The sequence below is a fragment of the Ferrovibrio sp. genome, assembly GCF_002796975.1.
GTDB lineage: Bacteria > Pseudomonadota > Alphaproteobacteria > Ferrovibrionales > Ferrovibrionaceae > Ferrovibrio.
Map to the genome: position 1 here is coordinate 177821 of NZ_PEKV01000009.1, position 22079 is coordinate 199899.

Annotated in this window: 20 protein-coding genes; 11 read left to right on the forward strand and 9 right to left on the reverse strand. The window is 62.8% G+C overall.

What is annotated here, in order from left to right:
• Nucleotides 1–10: 10 nt before the first annotated feature.
• The 7 genes from CTR53_RS11515 to CTR53_RS11545 all read right to left on the reverse strand — a co-directional run bounded on the left by CTR53_RS11515 (nt 11) and on the right by CTR53_RS11545 (nt 8090).
• Nucleotides 11–1204, reverse strand: a complete 1194-nt coding sequence (locus CTR53_RS11515; RefSeq protein ID WP_290813125.1) for an ABC transporter substrate-binding protein — start codon at nt 1202–1204, stop codon at nt 11–13.
• A gap of 431 nt (nt 1205–1635) precedes the next feature.
• Nucleotides 1636–3291, reverse strand: a complete 1656-nt coding sequence (locus tag CTR53_RS11520; protein WP_290813128.1) for an AMP-binding protein — start codon at nt 3289–3291, stop codon at nt 1636–1638.
• Nucleotides 3278–4756: an NADH:flavin oxidoreductase gene (locus tag CTR53_RS11525; protein ID WP_290813131.1), complete on the reverse strand. Its 1479-nt coding sequence runs from the start codon at nt 4754–4756 to the stop codon at nt 3278–3280. The genes CTR53_RS11520 and CTR53_RS11525 overlap by 14 nt, the downstream gene beginning before the upstream one ends.
• Complete coding sequence (locus CTR53_RS11530) at nt 4753–5934, reverse strand: acyl-CoA dehydrogenase family protein (protein ID WP_290813133.1); 1182 nt, start codon at nt 5932–5934, stop codon at nt 4753–4755. The genes CTR53_RS11525 and CTR53_RS11530 overlap by 4 nt, the downstream gene beginning before the upstream one ends.
• Nucleotide 5935: 1 nt before the next feature.
• Nucleotides 5936–6763, reverse strand: a complete 828-nt coding sequence (locus tag CTR53_RS11535) for an enoyl-CoA hydratase family protein (protein WP_290813136.1) — start codon at nt 6761–6763, stop codon at nt 5936–5938.
• Nucleotides 6760–7281, reverse strand: coding sequence for a MarR family winged helix-turn-helix transcriptional regulator (locus tag CTR53_RS11540; protein ID WP_290813139.1), 522 nt, complete (start codon nt 7279–7281; stop codon nt 6760–6762). The genes CTR53_RS11535 and CTR53_RS11540 overlap by 4 nt, the downstream gene beginning before the upstream one ends.
• Nucleotides 7278–8090 carry an SDR family NAD(P)-dependent oxidoreductase gene (locus tag CTR53_RS11545; protein WP_290813142.1) on the reverse strand — a complete coding sequence of 271 codons (813 nt, stop codon included), beginning with the start codon at nt 8088–8090 and terminating at the stop codon, nt 7278–7280. Before CTR53_RS11545 ends, CTR53_RS11540 begins: the two co-directional genes overlap by 4 nt.
• A 183-nt stretch (nt 8091–8273) precedes the next feature.
• Here CTR53_RS11545 and CTR53_RS11550 point away from each other — a divergent pair, with 183 nt between their 5' ends.
• The gene (locus CTR53_RS11550) at nt 8274–8783 is read left to right on the forward strand and encodes a hypothetical protein (RefSeq protein WP_290813145.1); all 510 of its coding nucleotides are present in this window, start codon (nt 8274–8276) and stop codon (nt 8781–8783) included.
• Nucleotides 8784–8786: 3 nt separating this feature from the next.
• Here the strand turns inward: CTR53_RS11550 and CTR53_RS11555 are convergent, their stop codons facing one another.
• Together CTR53_RS11555 and CTR53_RS11560 are read right to left on the reverse strand one after the other, a co-directional pair.
• Complete coding sequence (locus CTR53_RS11555) at nt 8787–9029, reverse strand: Lrp/AsnC ligand binding domain-containing protein (RefSeq protein ID WP_290813148.1); 243 nt, start codon at nt 9027–9029, stop codon at nt 8787–8789.
• Between the two features lie 72 nt (nt 9030–9101).
• Nucleotides 9102–10664 (reverse strand): DEAD/DEAH box helicase, encoded by a 1563-nt coding sequence (locus tag CTR53_RS11560; protein ID WP_367158967.1) that lies wholly within the window; start codon nt 10662–10664, stop codon nt 9102–9104.
• Between the two features lie 199 nt (nt 10665–10863).
• Here CTR53_RS11560 and CTR53_RS11565 point away from each other — a divergent pair, with 199 nt between their 5' ends.
• From CTR53_RS11565 to CTR53_RS11610, 10 genes are all read left to right on the forward strand, one after another.
• Nucleotides 10864–12033, forward strand: coding sequence for a M20 aminoacylase family protein (locus CTR53_RS11565; protein WP_290813154.1), 1170 nt, complete (start codon nt 10864–10866; stop codon nt 12031–12033).
• Between the two features lie 19 nt (nt 12034–12052).
• Complete coding sequence (locus CTR53_RS11570; protein ID WP_290813157.1) at nt 12053–12877, forward strand: MBL fold metallo-hydrolase; 825 nt, start codon at nt 12053–12055, stop codon at nt 12875–12877.
• Between the two features lie 15 nt (nt 12878–12892).
• Nucleotides 12893–13453 (forward strand): histidine phosphatase family protein, encoded by a 561-nt coding sequence (locus tag CTR53_RS11575; protein ID WP_290813160.1) that lies wholly within the window; start codon nt 12893–12895, stop codon nt 13451–13453.
• A gap of 109 nt (nt 13454–13562) precedes the next feature.
• Nucleotides 13563–14021 (forward strand): MarR family winged helix-turn-helix transcriptional regulator, encoded by a 459-nt coding sequence (locus tag CTR53_RS11580; protein ID WP_290813163.1) that lies wholly within the window; start codon nt 13563–13565, stop codon nt 14019–14021.
• 171 nt (nt 14022–14192) lie between these two features.
• Nucleotides 14193–15050, forward strand: coding sequence for a xanthine dehydrogenase family protein subunit M (locus tag CTR53_RS11585; protein ID WP_290813166.1), 858 nt, complete (start codon nt 14193–14195; stop codon nt 15048–15050).
• 3 nt (nt 15051–15053) lie between these two features.
• Complete coding sequence (locus CTR53_RS11590; RefSeq protein ID WP_290813169.1) at nt 15054–17780, forward strand: molybdopterin cofactor-binding domain-containing protein; 2727 nt, start codon at nt 15054–15056, stop codon at nt 17778–17780.
• A 15-nt stretch (nt 17781–17795) separates the two neighbouring features.
• Entirely contained in the window at nt 17796–19295 is a 1500-nt protein-coding gene (locus tag CTR53_RS11595; RefSeq protein WP_290813172.1) for a 6-hydroxynicotinate reductase, read from the forward strand.
• Nucleotides 19292–20167: a UPF0280 family protein gene (locus CTR53_RS11600; RefSeq protein ID WP_290813175.1), complete on the forward strand. Its 876-nt coding sequence runs from the start codon at nt 19292–19294 to the stop codon at nt 20165–20167. The genes CTR53_RS11595 and CTR53_RS11600 overlap by 4 nt, the downstream gene beginning before the upstream one ends.
• Nucleotides 20168–20172: 5 nt before the next feature.
• Entirely contained in the window at nt 20173–20757 is a 585-nt protein-coding gene (locus tag CTR53_RS11605; protein ID WP_290813178.1) for an amino acid synthesis family protein, read from the forward strand.
• A 70-nt stretch (nt 20758–20827) separates the two neighbouring features.
• Nucleotides 20828–22033 (forward strand): ABC transporter substrate-binding protein, encoded by a 1206-nt coding sequence (locus CTR53_RS11610; protein ID WP_290813181.1) that lies wholly within the window; start codon nt 20828–20830, stop codon nt 22031–22033.
• Nucleotides 22034–22079 lie beyond the last annotated feature (46 nt).

A 22079-nucleotide genomic window follows, 5' to 3' on the forward strand; every position in this document is an offset into this window, starting at 1 on the left:
CAGATGCCGGTTATTTCATCGGGCACTTGGCAGCATACGGGTCGACCAGGTCCTTGTAGACCGTGCTGACCGTGCGGATGTCGTACTCGGTGTCCGACACCTTGTAGACTTCCTGCTGGTAGATGTTGTGGATCGGGAAGTGGTTCTTGCCGAACTTCATCGGACCACGCACCGAGTCGAACTTGGCGGCCTTGATCGCGTTGCGCAGGGCATCCTTGTCCTTCAGGTTGCCCTTGGTGGCGACCACCGCCGAATTGATCAGGTTGATCGTGTCGTAGGACTGGGCGCCGTAGAAGGATGGCGTGTCCTTGTGCTTCTTCTTGAATTCCGACACGAACTTCTGATTGGCGGCATAGGGCAGATCCGGCGCCCACCACAGCGTCTGGAAGGTATCGAGTGTCAGATCCTTCTGCAGTTTCAGCGTGATCGCGTCGACCGTGAACGTCGTGTAAAGCGGAATGTCCTTCTTCAGGCCAGCCTGGCTGTACTGCTGGAAGAACTGCACGCCGGCCCGGCCCGGGTAGAACACGAAGACGGCGCCCGGCTTGGCGGCGCGGATCTTCGAGATTTCCGCCGAGAAGTCGAGTTGGTCAGGCCACTTGGTCATGTCCTGGCCGACGACCTGGCCCTTGAAGGTGGACTTCACGCCATTGGCCATGTCCAGGCCGGCGGCGTAGTTCGGTGCCACGATGTAGAGCGACTTGATGCCCTTCTGGTTCAGCAGTTCGCCGGCCGCCATGGTGTTCTGGTCGTTCTGCCAGGAGGCCGCGAAGAAGTAGGGATTGCACTGTTCGCCAGCCAGCGGCGAGGGACCGGCATTGGCGCTGATCAGGAAGGTCTTGTTGTCGGTGACCGTCTTGTAGGAGGCCAGCAGCACGTTCGACCAGATGTAGCCGGCGACGAAGTCGACCTTGTCGCGCTGCATCAGCTTTTCGGTCTTCTGCTTGCCGACTTCGGGCTTCTGCTCATCGTCTTCGTAGACGATCTCGAGCGGGATACCGCCCATCTTCTTGCCGAGATGCTGGACCGCCAGCTCGACCGAATTCTTCATGTCCACGCCGATCGCGGCATTCGGGCCCGACAGGGTGGTGACGAAGCCGATCTTGATCTTCTTGTTCGCCTGGGCGGCAGCGTCGCCGGCCACGAAGGGCACGGCCGCAAGCGCCAGCGCGCTAGTCAGACTCAGCAAAGTCGAAAATTTCATGGATGGTCTCCTCTCCCTGCACGGTGCCGGTCTGTCCGGCCCAATGCTTCTCCTGTTTATGGCCCCTGCCGCCCGCCCTGAGGGAGACGGCACATGCCCCGGTACGCAACTGTACTCTACGCCTGCACGATACGTCCAAACTGACCTTCACCGCATCGCTGCGACGAGGGATTCACGACGGATTTATGCTGCTGGTCTAAAGCCTTGCGGCCCGGCCCAGGTCGCTGACGGCGACTCTCGCCCATTTCCCTCGTTTATTGTCGAGTAGGTACTATAATGCCGGTCTCGGTTGCCGCAAGCACTATCGTGCATGTTACGGCCGATGCCGGCGCAAGTTCCTGATCCTGACGCACCTTAGCCCTTCCCCAGCGGCAGCCAATGGACGCAGAGGAGGGAAACCTGCACTTTTGCGCCGGTAGACGACAGCCTGGCTATTCGCCTTGGGCGGCCTTTTGACGCAACACGAAACGCTGCACCTTGCCGCTCTCGGTGCGCGGCAGCGCATCGATAAATTCGATCTGGCGCGGATACTTGTAGGGTGCGATCTCGGCTTTGACGAAATCCTGCAGCGCCCTCATGGTCTCGGGCGTTGCCGGTACGCCGTTACGCAATACCACATAGGCCTTCACGACCTGACCGCGCTCGGGGCAGGGTGCGCCGACCACGGCGCAGTCCTGCACCTGCGGATGCAGCAGCAGCACGGATTCCACTTCAGGGCCGGAGATGTTGTAGCCAGCCGAGACGATCATGTCGTCGGCGCGCGCCTGGTACCAATAATAGCCATCCTCATCGCAGAGATAGGCGTCACCGGTGAAGTTCCAGCCATTCTGCACATAGGCTTTCTGGCGTTCCGGGTTGTCGAGATAGCGGCAGCCGACCGGCCCGCGGATGGCGAGCCGACCAACAGTGCCGGCCGGTACCGGCCGGCCATCGTCGTCGAAGATTCCTGCCTCGTAGCCCGGGATCGGCTTGCCGGTGGCACCAGGGCGAATGCCGTCGCCTTCGGATGTAATGAAGATATGCAAGATCTCGGTGCCGCCAAGTCCGTCGATCAGCTTCACACCGGTGGCTTCGCGCCAACCCTCATACGTGGCGAGCGGCAGGGTTTCGCCAGCCGAGACGCCTTTCTTGAGCGAGGAGAGATCGTAATCTTTCACCATGTCGATCATCGCGCGGTAAGCGGTCGGCGCGGTGAAAGAGATCGTGACCTTCTTGGCCTGGATCGTCTCCAGCATCTTCTGGGGATTGTACTGTTCCACAAGAACAGTAGATGCCCCGACATGCATTGGGAAGGTGACCAATGCGCCCAATCCGAAGGTGAAGGCGAGTGGCGGTGAGCCGGTGAAGACATCGTCTTTCGTGGGCCGAAGCACATAGCGGTTAAAGGTGTCGCAGATCGCCAGCACGTCGCGATGGAAATGCATGCAGCCTTTCGCGGGGCCGGTGGTGCCGGACGTAAAGGCGATCAGGCAGACGTCGTCCCAGGCTGTGTCGAGAGTCTCGAACTCCACCGGTTTTCTGGCCATGCGGGTTTCGAGTGAGTCTTCGACGCCTTCGCTGTAGTAGTAGCAGATGCGTTTGAGATGCTTCGACTCCTTTCGGGTCGTTTCCATCTCGTCGCGCAGCCGCCAGTCGCAGATCGCGAATTCGATCTCGGCCTTATCCGTCATGAAGGTGAGTTCGCGCCAGCGATACAGTGGCATGGTGGCGACCGCGATGGCACCGACCTTCATCACCGCGAACCAGCAGGCGACATACATCGGATTGTTCGGCGCGCGCAGCATCACGCGGTTGCCCGGCCTGATGCCATAGTCTTCCACCAGGACATGTGCGATGCGGTTGGCAGTCTCCAGCAGGCGACGATAGGTCCAGACTTCGTCATTATAATGGATGGCCGGGCGGTCGCCATGGATCGCGGCCTGCTTGTCGAGCAGTTCGCGCGCACAGTTCATGCGCTTCGGATAGGCCCTCAGCTCAGGCAGCGTATCCCACAGCATGATGGGCCATTGGTCCTGCGGCGGCAGGTGATCGCGGGCAAAGGTATCGGTGTGAGCCGACGACTCGAAAATGTGGTCAGTGCGGGACATGACGAACCTCGGAAGACGGCGAAGCAGGTCCGGCGAACGGGAGCGGCATTTCGATACGCACCGCATCTGACGGCGGTGTTGCACGGCCGGCGGCATCATGGCCGCGGACGTAATAGGTGTAGCGCAGGCCGCCCAGCACCACCTTGTCGGCATGCTTGGTCGACTTTACGGCTTCGGTGACGCGGGCATCGCCGTCGTCTTCCGCACGATAGACATTGTAACCGGCGATCTCGGTGCTGCCGGCGACCGCCCTGTTCCAGGTCAGCTTGACCTGGCCCTTTTCGACGGTAGCCGTGAGTCCGGCGCCGGCGTCGGGCCAGCGCGGCGCATCGCCATCGGTGACATCGGGCGGTGCCTGCATCAGGCCCTTGGGCCAGAGGAAGCAGGTCACTTCCTTGAACTTCTCGTCGAGCTGCTTGCAGACGTTGCAGTAGATGCAGCGCACGATCTGGCCGCTACGCTGTTCTTCCAGCTTCTTGACCCAGTCGGGATCGGCCAGCAGCTGGCGCGCCATACCGATCATGTCGGCCTGACCAGTCTGCACCAGCTGTTCGGCATCCAGCGGATCACTGATCTTGCCGACCGAGATCACAGGCACGGTGAAGCCCTTGGCATTGATATACTGCTTTACGGCCGCAGCCATATGGGCATGCGGCAGAGATGGGTACCAGTCGCCCGGCATGCAGCGGTCGCCGGAATAGCCGGTGTAAGGATAGAGCGGCTGGCCCTCGCGATGCACCGCATCCTCGAATTTGCCGCCGACCGACAGCGAGATGTAATCGACGCCGAGCTGTGCCATGCGCAGCGCGATCAGTTTGGCCTCTTCGATAGTGTAGCCTTCCTTGATCGCCTCTTCGGCGAGGAAACGCACGCCAACCGTCCAATCGTGGCCGACATGCTTGCGGACGCTCTGCATGACCCGGCCGAACATGGCAAGCCGGCCTTCCAGTGTGCGGCCGTCGTATCCGTCACGGCGCGGATTACGGCGCGACAGGAAGGACGACAGCGTATAGGCATGTGCCGAGTGCAGTTCGACGCCGTCATAGCCAGCGGTGCGGGCGCGGGCGGCGGCCTGGCCGAATTCCTCGATGATGCGTTCGATATCTTCTTCCGACAGACTGTCGATGGTTTGGCGCCAGCCCGACCGCGCCACTTTCAGGAAGTGGATGATCTGCGGCATGACCTTGGAGTCAGAGGTGTCGTGCACCTGTTTGGTCAGCTCGTGATGGCCGGGAATGAATTCATCATCCGACAGGCGCAGCAGTGGCCCGGATTTGTTGGAATGGACAGCGGTTGCTTCGACAACGATGAGCCCGACATGGCCTTCGGCGTAGCGCACATAGCGGTCGATGATCGGCTGATTGACGAAGCCGTCCTCGCCCGAGAGTCGCGTCACCATTGCCGGTACCGCGATGCGGTTCGGCAGGGTCATGCCATTGAGCTTGAGCGGTTCGAGGATCTTCATCCCTTGATCTCCGCTGCATAGGCTGCATAGGTCTGGCCGGCGATGACCAGCTTGTTGACCTCGGTGGTGCCCTCGTAGATGCGCAGCGCGCGGATTTCGCGATAGAGGCTTTCCACCATGACACCGCGGGTCACGCCCAGTCCGCCCCAGAGCTGCACGGCAGCATCGATCACGCGCTGGGCTGCTTCGGTGGCATACATCTTGGCCATCGAGGCCTCGCGGGTGACGCGGGCAGCACCCTGGTCCTTGGTCCAGGCGGCGCGATAGATCAGCAGCGCCGAGGCATCGATCTCGGTCGCCATATCGGAGATCTTGGCCTGGGTCAGCTGATAGTCGGCAAGTTTCTGGTTGAACACCTTGCGCTCATGCACGCGCTTCAGCGCCTCGTCCAGCGCACGGCGGGCGAAGCCCAGCGCTGCGGCGCCGACGGTGGAGCGGAAGACGTCGAGATTGCTCATGGCGATCTTGAAGCCCTCGCCGGGCTGGCCGATCAGGTTGCCGGCCGGAATGACGCAATCCTTGAACTCAAGCTTGCCCAGCGGATGTGGCGCGATCACGTCGATGCGTTCGGCCACGCTGAAGCCCGGCGTACCGGCTTCGACCACGAAGATGGCGAGACCTTTCGCACCGGGCGCATCGCCCAGCCGTGCGACGACCGTATACTGGTCGGCGATGCCGCCATTGGAAATCCAGGTCTTCACGCCGTTCAGACGATAGCCCTGTCCATCCGGCACGGCGACGGTGCTGACCGCGGCGACATCGGAGCCGGCATCGGGCTCGGACATCGCGAGTGCGGCAATACGCGTCCCCTCGGCGACGCCGGGCAGCCAGCGCTTCTTCTGCTCCGGCGTGCCGAACAGGCTGATCGGGCCGGAGCCCAGTCCCTGCATCACGAAGGAGAAATCGGCCAGGCCATGATGGTAGGCGAGGATTTCGCGGGCTAGCGCGAGCGAGCGCACTTCCAGCCTGTCGTATTTGCCGCCACCATCCTTGGGTACGGTGAGACCGAGGAAGCCGGCCGCACCCAGACGCGCGACGAAACCGCGGCAGACCGCGTCGATATCGTCGCCTTCATCATGATGGCTGGCGTATTTCTTCGCCCAGCTTTCCAGTTCGGCGGCCAGCGCGCGATGGCGTTCCTCGAAAAACGGCCAGCCGAGATAGCTCTTGTCCGCCATTTCAGTTGCCCTCGAAAACGGGTTTCTGCTTGGCGACAAAGGCGTGATAGGCGCGGGCGAAATCCTGCGTCTGCATGCAGATCGCCTGCGCCTGAGCTTCCGCTTCGATGGCGGCATCCAGATCCATCGACCATTCCTGATGCAGGCAGGTCTTGGTGATGCCATGCGCAAAGGTCGGGCCGTCGCTCAACTCCTTTGCCAGCGCCTGCGCATCGGCCAGTATCCGCTCGGGTGCCACCAACCTGTTGTAGAAGCCCCAGCGTTCGCCTTCCTCGGCGCTCATGCTGCGGCCGGTATAAAGCAGTTCGGCAGCACGGCCCGAGCCGATGATGCGCGGTAAGATGTTGCAGGCGCCCATATCGGCGCCGGCAAGGCCGACACGCACGAACAGGAAAGCGGTCTTGGTGCGCGGCGTACCGAGGCGCAGATCGGAGGCCATGGCGAGGATCGCGCCGGCGCCGGCGCAGATGCCATCGACCGCGGCAATCACCGGCTGCGGGCAATGCTGGATCGCCTTGACCAGATCGCCGGTCATGCGGGTAAAGGCCAGCAGCCCGGCCATGTCGCCGGCGTCTTTCATCTTCACCAGCGGGCCGATGATCTCATGCACATCACCGCCGGAGCAGAAATTGCCGCCTTCGCCGGTGATCACGACGGTTTTGACATCATCGGCATAGTTCAGCGCGCGGAAGGTATCGCGCAGTTCGGCGTAGGAGTCGAAAGTGAGGGGATTCTTGCGTTCGGGGCGGTTGAGCGTGACGGTCGCGACCTTGCCCTCGACCGACCAGCCGAAATGCTTCGGTTTGAAATCCTTGCCCAACTTGCTCACTTCGTCTCTCCCTGATCGGCGTCGACGGCGTTCTGGTGCACAGACTGCTTCAGTTTTCCGAGCAGCTGAAACAGCTGCTGCATGTCCTGGCGGCTGAGGCTCGCCATCATCCGGTCGACCCAGCCTTCATGCACCGGCGTCATGGCATCGAAGGCCTTCTTGCCGGCCGGCGTCAGGCTGATATGGCTGGAGCGGCGGTCGCGTTGCGACGGCGTACGCTTGACCAGGCCTTCTTCCACCAGGCGATCCGCTAGCCCGGTGATATTGCCGTTCGACACCATCATGCGGGCGGACAACTCGCTCATGGTCAGGCCGTCGGGCGCACGATCGAGTTGGGCCATAAGATCGAAGCGGGGCAGGGTGGTGTCGAACTGCAGGCGCAGCGCGCCGCGCACATTCTGTTCGATCAGGCTGGAGCAGGTGAGCAGCCGCAGCCATAGCCGCAGTTCCAGCTTGTCGTCGCGATGCGTCGCGGTTTCGCGGTCGTTCGCCGGTGCTGGCTGGCGCAGTTCACTCATGACATCACTTCTCCCCCTGCAACGGCGATGCACTGGCCGGTGATCGAAGCCGCGCTGGCTCCGGCCAGCCACAGCACAGCATCGGCCACTTCCTCGGGCTGGATCAGGCGGCCCTGCGGATTGCCCTTGGCCAGTTCGGCGCGGGCATCATCGGCCGAGCGGCCGGTTTTCTTCACGATGGTTTCGATGGTGCCGGCCGTCATATCGGTGTCGACATAGCCGGGGCAGACCGCATTCACGGTGATGCCGGCGGTGGCATATTCGCGCGCCAGCGCCTTGGTCAGGCCGACCACACCATGCTTGGCGGCGACATAGGCGGCAACATAGGCATAACCGGTCAGGCCCGCTGTGGAGGCCACGTTGATGATGCGGCCCGATTTGCGTGGCAGCATGTCGTTAATGGCAGCGCGTGTGACGTGGAAAACGCTGGAGAGATTGATGGCGAGCATCTGGTTCCAGTGCTCGGCGCTCATCTTCGCAAAGGGCTGGCTGGCGCCGTAGCCGGCATTGTTGACCAGGATATCGACCGCGCCATGCGCGGCGACGGCATGGCGTACCATGGCAGTGGCGGCGGCGGCATCAGTGAGGTCGGCTGCGAAAGCCGTATGGTCGGGGCCGCCCGGCGCATTCAGTGCTGCCCTGCGCTGTTCCAGCAGGGCTGCGTCGCGGCCAGCAAGACTGAGGCGGGCGCCGCGCGCGGCAAAAGCCTGCGCAATCGCCCAGCCGATGCCGCGGCTGGCGCCGGTGACCAGTATATGCTGGCCGGCAAAAGCGCGACTTTCTGACCTGACTGCCGTCTGCTCGTTCACCCGCACCTCCCGAGCGATATTATTTTAAGTATAAAATAAATTTCCGGTCGCAGCAAGGTGGAGTCTTTCCGCCGAAAACCTGCGGGCACGGCGCGCGAGTACCGGGCAAGGCAAAGGCGACTTGCCCGGGCATTTATGGTAAAGAAAAGACTTACCGATTCGCCGGGGGGATGACGGGCACCGATGACCTTTGCAAGCCAAGGATATGGCCCGCTGACCAGGGCGCTCACGCTTGTGGTGGCACTGGCCGCACTGGCGGGCTGCTCCACTGTCTGGAACAGCAGCGCGAGCCAGTCGTCTGACGGCGGCAAGGCCGGCAGTGGCCCGCCGACGCAGATCGCCGGTGTTGCGCTGCCCGAAGGCTATTCGCTCGATGCCAACCGTACCATCGTGCTGGGCGAGGGCGACCGCTGGATCGGCCGCCTGTCCTACAGCGTCAATTCCTCGTCCGATGCGATGTTCGATTTCGTGCGCCGGGAAATGGCCAACTACGGCTGGACCGAAGTGGCCGTGGTGCGCGCTGAAACCAGCCAGCTGACGTTCCTGTCGTCAGGTGGCGACCGGGTTGCTTCGGTACTGATCACCCGCTCGACACTGTATGGCTCGAAGGTCGACATGACCGTGGCGCCATCCACGGGCAGTACGGTCGGCACCCAGCCGCGCCAGGTTGCGCCGCGGCCGGCGCGCCAATAAAGCTTAATTGAAAGCTTTGAAGGTGATCATCGTGAAGGTGTCCTTCACGGCGGTGATGGTCTGCAGCTTGTTGACCACGAAATGGCCGATATCCTGCCCGTCGGGCAGGTAGCATTTCATCATCAGGTCGTACTGGCCGGAAATGGAATGTACTTCGGAGACCTGTTCGATCTCCTCCACGGCCTTCACCGCCACGTCATAGGCGCGACCGAGTTCGCATTTCACCATCACGAAAATCGTTTGCATCGCCGGCTCCGTTGGCATTCCTTTAGCGAACTGTAAACGAAGCGGCTGGCCGCAGCCAAGGCTTCAGCAGGCTTAGGACGCGCGACGGCTCGGACGCAGCAGGAATTCCGGGACGTGATCGCCCATGCCGATCACCGGCGGTTCGCGGTCTTCGCGATGGTCGCGGCGACCGCCACGGTCATTGCGGTCGCGGCGGGCTTCGCGCGGCTGATCCTGCTGTTCGGAGCGCTCCTGGCGGGGACGGTCCTGCTGCGGGCGATCGCGGCGCGACCGGTCCCGGCGCGGCTTGCGCTCTTCCTGGCTGGCGACTTCAACCGGCTCGGCCATGGGCTGCTCGATGCTGGCGGGGCTGGCCACGGCCGGCTCCATAGAGGCATCGCTGGCACGTGGCTCACGGCTGCGGTCGCGGGCGCGATTGCGGTCGCCTTCACGATCCCGGCCACGGCCCCCGCGGCCGCGACCACGGCCTTCCTTACGGTCGCCGCGTTCGGCGCGCTCATCGGCGGCGGTGGCGGCGGCATCGCCCTCTTCATGAGTAAAGCCCTGAAGTTCCATCACCGGGATGTCGCGCTGGATCAGGCGGGTGATCTGCTGCAGATATTTGCCGTCCTCGCCGGCCACCAACGTAAAGGCACGGCCATTCATGCCGGCGCGACCGGTGCGGCCGATCCGGTGGACGTAATCTTCCGGATGGGTCGGAACGTCGAAATTGAACACATGCGTCAGACCCTGGACGTCCAAGCCGCGCGCGGCGACATCGGAGGCAACCAGAATGCCGATTTCACCCTTCTTGAACTTCTCCAGCGTCGCAGTGCGCACCGACTGGTCCATGTCGCCATGCAGGGCGGCGGCATCGAAGCCGTGGCGGATCAGCGATTTCGCCAGGATGTCCACGTCGCGCTTGCGATTGCAGAAGATGATGGCGTTCTTCACATCTTCGTTGCGGATCAGCGTGCGGAGCGCCTCGCGCTTCAGACGATGCGAGACCTGGATCTGGAACTGGGCAATCGACTCAGCGGTCGTGGCCTGGCGCGCAACCTCGATTTCCTTAGGATTGCTCAGGAACTTGTCGGCCAGCTTGCGCATGTCGGCGGCCATGGTGGCCGAGAAGAACAGTGTCTGGCGCAGCGGCGGCAGCATTTTGCCGATGCGCTCGATGTCGGGCATGAAGCCCATGTCCAGCATGCGGTCGGCTTCGTCGATGACGAAGATCTGCACGCCGGTCAGCATGACCTTGCCGCGCTCGAAATGGTCGATCAGGCGGCCCGGCGTGGCGATCAGCACATCGACGCCGCGATCCAGCAGCTTTTCCTGCTCGGTGTAGTTCACGCCGCCGATCAGCAGCGCCATCGAAAGCGGGGAATTCTTGCCGTATTTGTCGAAGCTTTGCGCTACCTGGTCGGCGAGTTCGCGGGTCGGTTCCAGGATCAGAGCACGCGGCATACGGGCGCGGGCGCGGCCACCGGCCAGGATATCGATCAGCGGCAGGGTGAAGCCGGCGGTTTTGCCAGTGCCGGTCTGCGCCGTGCCGAGCACGTCGCGACCCATCAGCACGATGGGGATGGCCTGCGCCTGGATCGGGGTAGGCGTGCTATAACCGGCATCGGCGACGGCCTTGAGGACCGGCTCGCTCAAGCCCAAACTTTCAAAATCCATGGATTTCCGCGTTCTTAGAACAGCCGGCGCAAGATGCCCGGCGTCCGCGGCCGGACAAGACCACAGGAACCCCCTTGAGTCAATGCCCCCTTCTGCAGGTGGAAAGAGCAAAATCAATCGGTTATCGTCTGCTTTCTGCCTTTTTACCCCAGCTGTATCCGTAGCCGGAGCGCCCGAAATGAAACTGATCCCTGAGATCATTGCCAACAAGTCCCAACTGACCGAATGGCGCCGCGATCTGCACATGCATCCCGAGACCGCCTTCGAGGAGCATCGCACTTCCGAATTCGTCGCGAAGACGCTGGAGTCCTTCGGCATGCCGGTGCATCGGGGCCTGGCCAAGACCGGTGTGGTCGGTACGCTGAAGGCGGGCAAGGGTAACCGCGCCATCGGCCTGCGCGCCGACATGGATGCGCTCGACCTGATCGAGATGAACGATTTCGGTCACAAGTCGAAGCATGACGGCAAGATGCATGGCTGCGGCCATGACGGCCATACCATCATGCTGCTGGGTGCCGCGCAGTATCTCGCCAAGTCAAAGAATTTCGACGGGACCGTGCATTTCATCTTCCAGCCGGCCGAGGAGAACGTGGCCGGCGGCAAGGTGATGGTGGACGAAGGTCTCTTCACCAAGTTCCCCTGCGAGTCCGTCTTCGGCATGCATAACATGCCGGGCATCGATATCGGCAAGTTCGCCGTGCGCACCGGTCCGATGATGGCCTCGGCCGACATGTTCTGGATCAAGATCAAGGGCGTCGGTGCCCATGGTGCCTATCCGCATCGTGGCGTCGACCCGGTGGTCATTGCTTCGGAAATCGTGCTGGCGCTGCAGAACATTGTGGCACGCAATGTCGATCCACTGCAGTGCGCCGTGGTGAGCTGCTGCCAGATTCAGGGCGGCCATACCACCAACGTGATCCCGGAAGACGTGATGATCGCCGGCACCACGCGCGCCTTCCTGCCGGAAGTGCAGGACATGATCGAAGCGCGCATGAACCAGATCGTCACCGGCATTGCGGCGGCCCATGGCGCCAGCGCCACGCTGGACTATCAGCGCCGCTATCCGCCGACCATCAACACCGCCGACGAAACCGAACTCGCTGCCGCTGCCGCTGCGGCCGTGGTCGGCGGTGAGAATGTGCTGCGCAACGTCAATCCCAGCATGGGTGCGGAAGACTTCGCCTGGATGCTGCGCGAGAAGCCGGGCTCGTATGTCTGGATCGGCAATGGCGCCGGCGAAAGCAGTTGCATGGTTCATAACCCGCGCTACGACTTCAACGACGAGAATCTGACGATCGGGGCCACCTACTGGTCGCGCCTGGTCGAGCAGACGTTGCCGGCCAGCTGACGCGAAAGGTGGGCGCAGCATGAGCTTCAAGGTGAAGTTCTGGGGCGTCCGCGGCAGCATTGCCACGCCGTCGCCACGTCATATCGGCTTCGGCGGCAATACGTCCTGCGTCGAACTGAAGATTGGTAGTCGCGTGGTGATCCTGGATGCCGGCACCGGCATCCGAAATCTCGGCCACTGGCTGCTGCGTCGCAATGCGATGCGGGGAGATCTGTTCCTCTCGCATACGCATTGGGACCACATTAACGGTTTCCCGTTCTTCTCGCCTGCCTTCAAGAGTGATCGGCATTTCACCATCCATGCCGGTCATCTCGCCGACAAGGGCGGCATCGCCAGGGTGCTGGCCTCGCAGATGGCGCAGCCGTTTTTCCCGGTGCCGCTCGAGAAGATGGGCGCGCAGATGGACGCGGTGGATTTCCACGCCGGCGACAGCTTCAACCTGGGCGACAAGATCCGCGTGCGCACCGCACCGCTCAACCATCCCGACGGCGCCACCGGCTACCGCTTCGAATATGGCGGCAAGGCGCTGTGCTATGTCACCGATACCGAACATACGCCCGGCAAGCCGGACCAGAATATCCTCGGTCTGATCGAGGGTGCCGATCTGGTGATCTATGACAGCACTTATACCGACAAGGAATTCGAAAGCCACGTCGGCTGGGGGCATTCCACCTGGCAGGAGGGCGTACGCCTTTGTCAGGCCGCCGGTGCCAAGGCGCTTGCGATTTTCCATCATGATCCCGATCATGAGGACCAGTTCATGGAGGAGTTGGAGGCGGAAGCGCGCCAGCTCTGGTCCGGGGCCATGGTGGCGCGCGAAAACATGCGCGTGAATCTGCTCTAGGGGAGGGCGCGGGAAATGTCCCGTATATATCTGGTGCGTCATGCCAAGGCAGCGGCGCGATTTGACGAGGATCCCGATCCGAGCCTGTCGGAAGACGGCAAGGAAGCGGCGGTCGATCTGGCGCTCGACCTGGAGAAGCTCGGCCCCCTGCCGATCTATACCTCGCCAATGGAGCGTGCGCGCGAAACCGCGCTGCCACTGGCCAATCGCTGGGGTCTGGTGCCGGAAGTGAGCGCCGCCTTTTCCGAAATCCCGACGCCGCCGGAAATTGCCGAACAGGGGATCAAGGCGCGCGGTCCGTGGCTGCAGCAAGTTGCGAGCCAGCGTTTCCCCGCACAACCGTCGATCATCCGCGCCTGGCGCGAAGGCCTGATCGGCATGCTGAAATCCTGCCGCAGCGACACGGTGATCTTCACGCATTTCATGGTGATCAACGCGGCGATGAGTGCGGCGATGAACGATGATCGTCTGGTGGTGATGCAGCCCGACTACTGCTCCTGCACCGTGGTCGAGACCACGATGCGTGGTCTGGCGGTAGTGTCGCGCGGCAAGGAAGCCTCGACAAAGGTGCTGTAGCCGACAGCGTATGCATTGCGGCCGCGTAACCCCAGTGCGGGAATGGCTTGGCCGGGGCGAGGTGGGCCGGTAGATTGGTACCGGTTCGATCCAGCAAAAAGAGCGGCGGATGAATGTGAAACCGGAGATCAAGGCTGAACCCAGCACCATGCCGGATGGCTACGTGCTGGAGGATCAGGTCGGCCATCTGATCCGCCGCGCGCATCAGCGCCACACAGCCTTGTTCATGGCCATGATCGGTGATGAGCAGATCACCACCACGCAATATGCTGCACTGGTGAAGCTCTATCAGATGGGCGAGTTATCGCAGAATCATCTCGGCCGTCTCACTGCGATGGATCCGGCTACCATCCAGGGTGTGATCCGCCGCCTCACGCTGCGCAAGCTGATCTCGCATCGGCCTGACAAGAACGACAAGCGGCGCCGCTGTCTGAGTCTCACCTCTGCAGGCCGCGACCTGGTCGGTCGTTTGCTGAGCAACGGCCCGAAAGTGAGTAAGGCGACGCTCGATCCGCTCAGCCCGGCGGAGCAGCAGCAGTTCGTCGCATTGCTCAAGCGCCTGACATAAGCGTTTTCCTGCACTGATAGCGTCTTATTGCGCTGCCGCATTCCTGCGCAGTGACTGCCTGAATTTTGACGTTGACTCTTTTGTGGCCGCGACGCAGCATCGTATGCGTACAAACGATATCGGCCTGCGGGGGTGGGCGAGGCGTTTGTGCCGACCGGAGGCCCCAACCCGATGGCGTCGTATTTGCGTCCCACGAATCTGGCTGAAGCGCTCGAGTCCCTGAGCGCCGCCAATCAGAATACGTCTGCGCCGGTGATTCTGGCTGGCGGCACCGATTTCTTTCCCGCCCGCGTCGGCCGTGCTGTTGACGAGGATATTCTCGATCTCACCGGCATCGCCGATCTGCGCGGAATTACTGAGTCTGACGACGGCTGGCGTATAGGCGCCACCACCACCTGGAGTGAGGTGGCGAATGCCGACCTGCCGCCATTTTTCGATGCGCTGCGCGCCGCCGCGCGCGTCGTGGGCGGCGTGCAGATCCAGAATTCCGGCACGGTCGCAGGCAACCTGTGCAACGCCTCGCCGGCCGCCGACAGTGTGCCGCCGCTGCTGGCGATGCGCGCGCGACTCGAACTCGCCTCGACCAAAGGCAAGCGTGAATTGGGTTTAAACGATTTCATCACCGGCAACCGCCGCACGACGCTGAAGCCCGGCGAAATCGTCTCTGCTATCTTGATCCCGAAGCCGCGCAAAGACGCCCATAGCATCTTCCTCAAGCTCGGTGCACGCGAGTATCTGGTGATCTCGATTGCCATGGTCGCTGTGGTGCTGGAAGTCGAAAACAACGTGATTTCCGCAGCCACCGTCGCGGTCGGCGCATGTTCGGCGGTGGCGCAGCGCCTGCCGTATCTGGAGGCCGAACTGATTGGCCGCCGGCTCAATACGGCGCTCGCCAATCGTGTCGAGCCCGCGCAATTCGAAGGCTTGCAGCCGATTGACGACATCCGCGCCAGCGCCGCCTATCGACGCGAGGCAGCCGTCGTGCTGGTGCGTCGGGCGCTGACCCAGCTCGGCAAGAAGGGAGCCTGAGGCATGCGGCTGATCGTCAATGGCAAACCGCATACCTATCAGGGCTCACCGGCCAAGCGGCTCAGTGACGTGCTGCGCGACGATCTTGGCCTGACCGGTACCAAGGTCGGCTGCAATGCTGGCGATTGCGGTGCCTGCACGGTGATGATCGACGGCCGCCAGGTTTGTTCCTGCCTCACGGCGGTTGGCCAGGCTGCCGGTCGTCCGGTGGTAACGGTCGAAGGCCTGAAGGCACACGGCACGCTGAACCGCCTGCAGACGTCGTTCCTCAAACACGGCGCGGCGCAATGCGGCATTTGCACCCCCGGCATGCTGATGGCAGCGACCGACCTGCTGGCCGAGGTGTCGAAACCCGATGAGCAGCAGGTGATGGATGCCATCGGCGGCGTGCTCTGCCGCTGCACCGGTTACCGCAAGATCGTTGAAGCCGTGCTGGATGCCACCCGTACGCCCGATCTGCCCGAAGCGCCGCAGGTCGGCGCTGCCGTCGGCGCGCGCAGCCTGAAGGTGGATGGCGTGCAGAAGGTGGAGGGCACCGAGAAATACGGTGCCGATTATATTCCGGCCGATGCGCTATGGCTGCGCGTGATCCGCAGTCCGCATGCCCGCGCCGGCTTCACACTCGGCGATTTCTCCGGCGTGATCCGCAAATATGGCCTCGAGCGCGTGTTCACCGCTGCCGATGTGCCGCGCAACGGCTTTGCTATTTTCGATATGAAGGATCAGCCGGTGTTGGCCGACGGCATCGTGCGCTATCGCGGCGAAGCGGTTGTCGCACTGCTCGGTTCGCGCGAGGCGGTCGAGGCCGTAAAGCCTGATGATCTGCCGATCCAGTATGCGCCGGAAGAGGCCGTCAGCGGCGTGATCATGGCAGCGGCGCCAAATGCCAAACTGGTGCAGGCCGACAAGGCGGAGAACGTGCTGATCCGCGGAAATGTCGCCAAGGGCGATATTGCGAAAGGCTTTGCCGAAGCGGCTGTGACCGCTGAAGGCCTGTTCCAGACCAGCTTCGTCGAACATGCCTATATCGAGCCGGAAGCCGGCTGGGGCGTGCGCATCGGCGACCGGATCGAGATCCATGCCTCGACCCAGGCACCTTACATGGATCGCGACGAAGTCGCCGGCGTGATGCAACTGCCGCCGGATCGCGTGCGTATCGTGCCGACGGCTTGCGGCGGTGGCTTCGGCGGCAAGCTGGATGTCTCGGTGCAGCCGCTGATCGCGCTGGCGGCGTGGCATACCGACCGCCCGGTGGCGCTGGTCTATACGCGGCCGGAAAGCATGGCCTCCAGCACCAAGCGGCATCCGGCGCGCATCCACGCGAAGTTCGGCGCGGCCAATGACGGCAAACTGGTCGCGGTCGAAACCCATGCCGATTTCGATACCGGCGCCTACGCCAGCTGGGGGCCAACGGTGGCCAACCGCGTGCCGGTGCATGCCAGTGGGCCATATCGTGTGTCGCATGTGCAGAACCGCAGCCGCGCGCTGTTCACCAACGCACCGCCGTCGGGTGCCTTCCGTGGCTTCGGCGTGCCGCAGGCGGCGATTGCGCATGAAACCCTGATGGACGACCTGGCTGGCAAGCTGGGCATCGACCGGCTGGAGATGCGTTATATCAACGCGATCCGTGCCGGCGATCTCACCGCCACCAGTCAGCAGCTGGAACATTCCGCCGGCCTCGCCGATTGCATCGCCGCACTGCGACCGCAATGGCAGACGCTGGGCGCCGAAGTCGAGGCTTTCAACGCGCGGCGCAAGAACCTGCGGCGCGGCATCGGCATCGGCTGTATGTGGTATGGCCTGGGCAACACCTCGATCTCCAATCCGTCCACCATGCGGATCGGCCTGCGTGGCGACGGCCGCGTGTTCTTCTACAACGGCGCGGTCGATATCGGGCAGGGCTCGAACACCATCTTTGTGCAGATCGTGGCCGATGCGCTGGGCGTTTCGATGGATCGCATCGACTATGTGATGGGTGATACCGACCGCACCGAAGATGCCGGCAAGACCTCGGCGTCGCGCCAGACCTTCGTATCGGGCAAAGCGACGCAGTTGGCGGCAGAGGACCTGCGCACGCAGGTTCTGCGGCTGGCCAATGCGGGCGAAGGCGCGAAGCTGAATTTCGATGGCGCGGTACTCTCCGTGGAAGATGGCGGCACGGTACGCCGCCTTGATCTCGCTACGCTGCCGCGGCTAAACGATGACGGCGATGTGCTGCTGGGTTCGGGCCGCTTCGATCCGCCCACCACCATGCTGGACGCGAATGGCCAGGGTGTGCCTTACGCCACCTATGGCTTTGCTGCGCAGATGGCGCTGGTTGAGGTCGATATCGAGCTTGGCACCGTGAAGGTGAAGAAGATCATCGCCGCGCATGACGTGGGCAGGGCAGTAAATCCGACCCAGGTGGAAGGTCAGATCCATGGCGGTATCGCGCAGGGCCTTGGCCTGGCGCTGATGGAGGAATACCTGCCAGGCCGCACCGAGAACCTGCACGATTACCTGATTCCGACCGTGGGTGATGTGCCGGAGATCGACGTGATCATGATCGAGGATATCGAACCGCTCGGTCCCTTCGGCGCTAAGGGTGTCGGTGAGCCGGGCCTGGTACCGACCGCGCCGGCCATCCTCGGTGCCATTCGCCATGCGACGGGTGTGCGGGTGACGGAAGTTCCGGTGCTGCCGCATCGCCTGCATGCTGCCCTGAAGCAGCTGCCGCAGGCGGCAGAGTAGGAGAGGGGGAGTGCCATGAGCCAGGCTGCCGCGACCACCGCTCCGAAGGATGATGTCGTCCGCTGCGATGCCTGTCCGGTACTGTGCCGCATCCGGCCCGGCAAGGCCGGCGCCTGCGACCGCTATGCCAATGTCAACGGCATGCTGACCCGTGTCGATCCTCTGGTGATCACCGAGCGCGCCGCTACCGAGGGCAGCGTCGTACCGTTTCTGTCCGGTTCCGAAGGCTGGAATGGCAGCGTCGCCGCGCCGGCGCCGTTGCCAGCCGCGAGTTTTGTCACCGGTATCGGCGCCGGCACAACCTATCCTGATTACAAGCCGGCACCTTTTATCGTTTCGTCGCAGCATGACGGCGTCGATATGGTCACGGTCGTGACCGAGGGTATCTTCAGCTATTGCGGCGTGAAGGTGAAAATCGACACCGACCGCTATCTCGGCCCGGAACAGGCTGCCGTGCGCGTCAATGGCGAGGCGGTCGGCCATGTGACGACGGCCGAATACGGTTCGCAGATGCTGTCGCTCGGCGGTGTGCATCATCTGACCGGCGGCAGCAAGAAGGAAGGCACCGTCACCTGCGATACCCTGCTGGCGCTGTGCAACAAGCAGGCCGTGACCCTGCAGATTGATGGTGGCTCGGAACTGGTCGTGCAGGCCGGCCGTCCGCCGGTGGTGAACGGCACGCCGGAAGCGCGTATGCGCGTCGGCTGCGGCTCGGCCACCATCGGGATTTTCGCCAAGCAGTGGCTCGGTCATGCCGACGAGGTGATCGTGGTCGACGACCACATTACCGGCGTATTGACCGAGCACCAGGCCGGCCGCTTCCTCGACATGCCGCTCTCGGGCATCCGCGTGCGTGGTCGCAAGTCGACACCCGGCCGATATTTCCAGGTCGCTGATCCCGGCCTCGGCTGGGGCGGCACCAATATTTCCGATCCGCTCGAAATCGTGGAGAACATCGACGCCAAGACTGCCTGGCCCGGCATGAAGCTGCTGATGGTGTCCACTACCGGCGAACACAGCGCCTGGTATGTGCTGGACGACCAACTGAAGCCGCAGCCTGCCGAGATGCCCGCGCCGATCAGGCTGGTGGTCGACCGCATCGCCGAGAATTGCGAGCCCTCGCTCTGCACCGTGCTGTTCATGGCTGGCGCAGGCGGCAGTCTGCGCGCTGGCGTCACCGAGAATCCGGTGCGACTCACGCTGTCAGTGAAGGATCGCCTTACCCGTGTCACCTCCGGTGGCGCGCCGGTCTATGTTTGGCCTGGTGGCGGCATCACCTACATGGTGGATGTGGCGCGCATGCCTGACAATTCGTTTGGCTATGTGCCGACTCCGGCGCTGGTCGCGCCTATCGAGTTCACACTGCGGCGCGACGACTATGCCGTGCTCGGCGGCCATATGGATTATGTCGTGCAGCTGCAGGATGTGCTGCAGGCCGGTCGCCTCAGCAAGCTGGCCCAGCGTGCCGACAATCCCTGGCCGATTACACGGCCGACCGCTGAGGAGCAGCCATGACGGCTCCCAGTGCACACTGGCTGCTCGGCCGCGACGGCGCCTCACGCCGCCTGCATTTGCAGCACGGGCCTATCGACCTGGTGATCGAGGCCTTTGGCGCCGACGCCGCGCGCGCCTACGAGCAGGCTGTGGCGCGGTTCCAGGACATCCTCTCCATCCTGGTCAGCGAACTGGCCGAACTGCGCCAGCCGCTGGGTGCTGCGCATCCTCTGTTCCGTGGTCCGGTGGCGCGGCGCATGGCCGCGGCTTGCTGGCCCTATCGCGATGTATTCATCACGCCGATGGCAGCGGTGGCCGGGGCGGTGGCCGATGAAGTGTTGACGGCCATGCTGGATGGAACGCAGGTGTCGAAGGTTTATGTGAACAACGGTGGCGACATCGCTTTCCATGTTGCGCCGGGTGAAAGCTTACGTGCGGCTGTTGTCTGTAACCCGGAGCTGCCGCATCTGGATGCCATCGCCACACTGGAAGCCATGCAGCCGTCACGCGGCATTGCGACCTCGGGCTGGCGCGGACGTTCCTTCTCGCTCGGCATCGCCGATGCGGTCACAGTGCTGGCAACAAATGCCGCACAGGCTGATGCCGCCGCCACGATCATCGCCAATGCGGTGAATGTCGATCATGAAACGATTCGCCGTCAGCCGGCACACGCATTGCGTGACGATAGCGATCTTGGCGCGCTGCCGGTCACGGTTTCCGTAGGTACACTGCCGATTTTTGCCATCAACGAAGCCTTGTCGGCCGGCGTAATGCGCGCGCAAGATTTGCGTCGCAGCGGCCTGATTCAGGCCGCGTTTTTGTCGCTGCAGGGCGAGAACAGGATCGTTGGCGGCGAGATGCTGCTCGGCCATGACATGAAAGCGCTGGGGTAGGGACCATGAGTCTGGTGGAAGTCCGCAAGATCGTCTGCATCACCGAGGACACATTCCACGATGGCGGTCCGGTGGCGAGCAAGCGTCCGATGAAGGGCGCGATCGGCGCTTTCGTGAAGAACCCCTATGCCGGCAAATATGTGCAGGACATCACGCCGATGATGGATGCGCTGAAGCCGCTCGGCCTTGATCTTACCAGGCGCCTGGTTGCGGCGCTCGGCAACGATCCCAAGGCGATCGAAGCCTATGGCAAGGGCGCCCTGATCGGTGCTGCCGGCGAACTGGAACACGGCGCGCTGTGGCATGTGCCCGGTGGTTATTCAATGCGCGAGATCCTGGGTAATGCCAAGGCCATCGTGCCGTCCGCCACCAAGGTCGGCGGTGCCGGCGCAAGGATCGATATCCCGCTCCATCATGTGAATGCCGCCTATGTGCGCAGCCATTTCGATGCCATTGAATTTGGCGCGGCAGATGGCCCGCGCGACAACGAGATCGCCTTCATCCTGGCGATGAGCACCGGCGGACGTGTGCACGCCCGTGTTGGCGGCTTGCAGGTCCACGAGATCAAGGGCGAGGATGGGCAGCGATAAGGCGTAAAATAAACCGTCAGTTTGCGTTCGCGTTCACAAAAATCATGGAATCAACAGGAGGCAGACTAAAATGGATCGCAGAAGCTGGTTGAAACTGAGTGCCGCTTTCGGTGCGGCGATGTTCGCGATGTCGGGCGCCCAGGCGCAGGACACGATCAAGATCGGCGAAATGAATTCCTACAAGAATTTCGCCGCCTTCCTCGAACCCTACAAGAAGGGTTGGGAGTTGGCTGTCGAGCAGGTCAATGCTTCGGGCGGCCTGCTGGGCAAGAAGCTGGAAATCGTCAGCCGCGACGACAACGGCAACCCGGGCGACGCCGTGCGCATGGCCGAGGAACTGGTGACTCGTGAGAAGGTGTCTTTCCTGATCGGCACCTTCCCCTCGCATGTCGGTCTCGCGGTCGCCAGCTTCGCCAAGGAGAAGAAGGTTCTTTTCATTGCCGCCGAGCCGTTGACCGACAAGATCGTCTGGGACCAGGGCAACAAGTATACTTACCGCCTGCGCGCCTCGACCTACATGCAGACGGCGATGCTGGTGCCGGAAGCTGCCAAGCTGAAGAAGAAGCGTTGGGCCATCGTCTACCCGAACTATGAATATGGTCAGTCGGCCACTGCTGCCTTCAAGCAGTTGATGAAGCAGGCGCAACCGGATGTCGAATTCGTCATCGAGCAGGCACCACCGCTCGGCAAGATCGAGGCCGGTGCGGTGGCCGATGCGATCGCCGCCGCCAAGCCGGATGCGATTTTCTCCTCGCTGTTCGGTCCTGATCTTGCCAAATTCGTGCGTGAGGGCCAGACCCGCGACCTGTTCAAGGGTGTGCAGGTGTTCAACCTGCTCGCCGGCGAACCGGAATATCTCGATCCACTGAAGGACGAGGCGCCGACCGGCTGGTGGGTGACGGGCTACCCCTGGTATGCCATCAACACACCGGAGCATAAGGCTTTCGCTGATGCTTATCAGAAGCGGTTCAAGGATTATCCGCGTCTGGGTTCCATCGTCGGTTATGCCACGGTGCAGTCCGCTGCCGCCGTGATCAAGAAAGCCGGCACGCTGGACACCGAGAAACTGGTGGCGGCGATGAAGGGCCTGACGCACAGCACGCCGCTGGGCAACATCACCTATCGTCCGCAGGACAACCAGTCCACGATGGGCGCCTATGTCGGCAAGATCGGCTTGAAGGATGGCAAGGGCGTCATGACCGACTGGTATTATGCCGATGGTGCGAAGTTCCTGCCGTCGGATGCCGATGTCGCCAAGATGCGCCCTGCTGATTAAGCCCTACCCCACCCCCGTCCTGTTCTCAGACAGGGCGGGGGATTTT